This is a genomic window from Pseudomonas gingeri (assembly GCF_013385425.1).
GTDB lineage: Bacteria > Pseudomonadota > Gammaproteobacteria > Pseudomonadales > Pseudomonadaceae > Aquipseudomonas > Aquipseudomonas gingeri_D.
Genome location: NZ_JACAQA010000042.1, coordinates 1 through 2,621, shown reverse-complemented (window position 1 = coordinate 2,621; position 2,621 = coordinate 1). Strand labels below are relative to the sequence as shown.

The following is a 2,621-nucleotide window of genomic DNA, read 5'->3' as shown; positions in this document are numbered from 1 at the left end:
TGGGCGCCTCGACATCAAACTCACGGTTCAAGATGTTCGGGATATCAGGCCGCTCCACCGTCGCTTTTTTGTAGGCGTGTGATCCCGGCTGCTTGCTGACCAGTTCCAGCTCGCGCATCAGGCTGCGTACCTTGAACCGCCCGATTTGCTCACCCTCTTCTTGCATCATGACCGTGATGCTCCGGCTGCCCGGCGCACTTCGTCCCCGGGTGAACAACTCGTTCACTCGACTACGCAGCCTGAGCCGCTCAACGTCCGGGGTTAGCCGTCTGAGACGATGTGCGTAGTAACTCGAGCGAGTGACTTCGAACACCTCGCACAAGCAATCAACTGGCTCATGGACGCTTAACTGATTGATCAGCGCGTACGCTCGAGATCTTCCGACATCAAGAGCGCGGTAGCCTTTTTTAGATTTTGTATGAAAACCTTTGAAACCCCATCGCGACCCCTGACGGCCTGAGTTTCCGTAGAGTTCTTGCCATTTAGGCGAAGGACTCTGCCATGCCCAAACGATACGAACTTTCCGACGCAGACTGGGAAATAGTCGCTGATCTTTTTGCTGAACATCGGCGCACCGGGCGCCCAAGAGTTGACGACCGCTTGATGCTCAACGGCGTGCTGTGGGTGCTTTGCTCCGGTGCAGCATGGCGGGACATGCCTGAGCGATTTGGGCCTTGGTCGACGGTCTATCAGCGATTTCGAGACTGGCGAAACCAGGGCACCTTCAACAAGATGCTCAAGCGGCTACACGTTAAACTTAATGCGCAAGGTCTGATCGACCTGAATACCTGGTGCATCGACTCAACGGCAGTGAAAGCCACCCGAGCCTCTTCCGGCGCAGGCAAAAAAGGGGGGCGCAAGAACCAGCGGACCACGCACTTGGACGAAGTCGGGGTGGACTGACGACGAAAGTTCACATGGTCTGCGACGCCCGAGGCATACCGCTCCACTTCACCCTCTCTGGTGGTCAGGCAAGCGACATTTCACATGCTCAACCGCTGCTCGATGGTGTCCACATCCCCTCTGGTCGCGGTAGACCACGCAAGCGATGCCGCTGGCTCTTGGCAGACAAGGGGTATGACGCTGACTCGTTGCGCCGGTACTGCGATCGTTATCGAATGCAGCCGGTGATTCCCCTGCGGGACATGAAACGCAAGCCAAAGCCCGGCTTGCCGCGTCTCTTCGACAAGCCCAAATATCGGCAGCGGAATGTGATAGAGCGGCTATTTGGTTGGCTTAAGGAACACCGCCGCCTGGGAACACGCTATTGCAAGCTGGCGGAAAGCTTCGCCGCGATGGTCACACTGGCTTGCTGGCGGCGGTGTCTACGACATTTCTTTTCGTACAGTGCCTAGTATCGATTTCTCGCGCTCAAGGCGGGCGATCCGAGCTTCCAACTCCTGGATTTTTTGCTGCTCTGGAGTTAGCGCCTTGCTCTGTGGGGTGACGCCTGTGCGCTCCTGCTGGAGCTGGTCGACCCAACGGCGCAGTGCCGATTCGCCAACGCCGAGCGAGCGGCTGGCCTCGATGAAGCTGTAATTTTGCTTGAGCACGAGGTCGGCAGCCTCGCGTTTGAATTCAGCGGAAAAGGTACGGCGTTGTTTGGTCATCTGACACCTCGATCTGGCGGGTATTCTCGCCTAAATGGGTGTCCGGTTTCATTAGACCACTACAATCCCAGTCCAGTTCCCTTTGGGGCATTTTGTCTTGTTCAGGGAAGTCCGTCTGGCACTCCCTCATAATTAATACGCGAAATAGCCTTCCAGAAAAACTCATATTTCCCACACGTTTCAGGCATGGGAGAATATTGCGTGCGCCAAACGTCGAGGCTACTGTTCAAGTGTCGCTGCAAATTCAGCGACACGGGTGTGGAAACTCGTAAAGGAATCGGCGCACATGGCCGCATAAGCGGCTTTTTTGTCTTCGCTTTATGGCGGGCTGTGCGTGGGACACCTATGGTGTACCGGGTTCCTATTCTCCGGTTTTCCACCCCGCGCACAGTTCGCCACCCTTCGCGTGGAAACGAAATGGCGAACTCCTAAATTTGAATAGGGAGGTCACCATGACCAAGAAAATTACCCCCGATCCACCGACCGTTCGCAAAGCTCTCAGCACTGCGGATAAAGAGACATACCTGAGTAAGCTCCCGGACACTCCGTCCAACGAATCCGAGCTAGCCCCGGCCAGCACGCCGCGTTTGCTCGATACCCTCGCATTCACCAGCTCCAAACCCGTCACCCCCGAAGCCCCCTACAAACCCACGCTATTCGCCATCCAACCCGGCATCACCGCCCAGGACGCCCTGATCTACGTTTCCAATCTGCTCGAAACCGCGGAACTCAATGGCGACGAAATCAGCCTGCACACCAACCCGGTAGAACGGGCGTTGTTCTGGGGCATGCTGCATTCGGTGGAGGTGGCGCGTGCGGTGGTGGATGCCTTGTTGGAGGGCAAATCCCCGTCTAATCAACTATCGTCAGCGGCGGGCAACCCTCCGAATGGTTGAGGTCGCCAGCCAATAAAGCGCCCCCCGTTTCCAAGGCGGGCGTTGAGTATGGGGTGAAAAGGGGATGTATTTATTTAGAGCAAATAGATACGTCTGTAGTGGTCAACTAATTCCG

Annotated in this window: 2 protein-coding genes and 2 pseudogenes; 2 read left to right on the top strand and 2 right to left on the bottom strand. The window is 56.4% G+C overall.

Features of this window, described 5'->3' with window-relative positions:
- Nucleotides 1-409: pseudogene (locus HX830_RS30655) on the bottom strand (IS3 family transposase); the annotation flags it as partial.
- A 92-nt stretch (nt 410-501) separates the two neighbouring features.
- Here HX830_RS30655 and HX830_RS30650 point away from each other — a divergent pair.
- A protein-coding gene (locus HX830_RS30650; RefSeq protein WP_103495021.1) for an IS5 family transposase occupies nt 502-1,355 on the top strand; the annotation gives its coding sequence in 2 pieces (ribosomal slippage) (nt 502-843 and nt 846-1,355; 852 coding nt in all).
- Here HX830_RS30650 and HX830_RS30645 read toward each other — a convergent pair.
- Nucleotides 1,353-1,610: pseudogene (locus HX830_RS30645) on the bottom strand (transposase); the annotation flags it as partial. The gene HX830_RS30650 and the pseudogene HX830_RS30645 overlap by 3 nt on opposite strands.
- Before the next feature lie 452 nt (nt 1,611-2,062).
- Between HX830_RS30645 and HX830_RS30640 the strand changes: the two are divergent.
- Complete coding sequence (locus HX830_RS30640; protein WP_177104494.1) at nt 2,063-2,506, top strand: hypothetical protein; 444 nt, start codon at nt 2,063-2,065, stop codon at nt 2,504-2,506.
- Nucleotides 2,507-2,621: the final 115 nt, after the last annotated feature.

Excerpts from the sequence above, each read along its gene's own strand:
- HX830_RS30640 (WP_177104494.1), top strand. The coding sequence starts at position 2,063 with ATGACCAAGAAAATTACCCCCGATCCACCGACCGTTCGCAAAGCTCTC.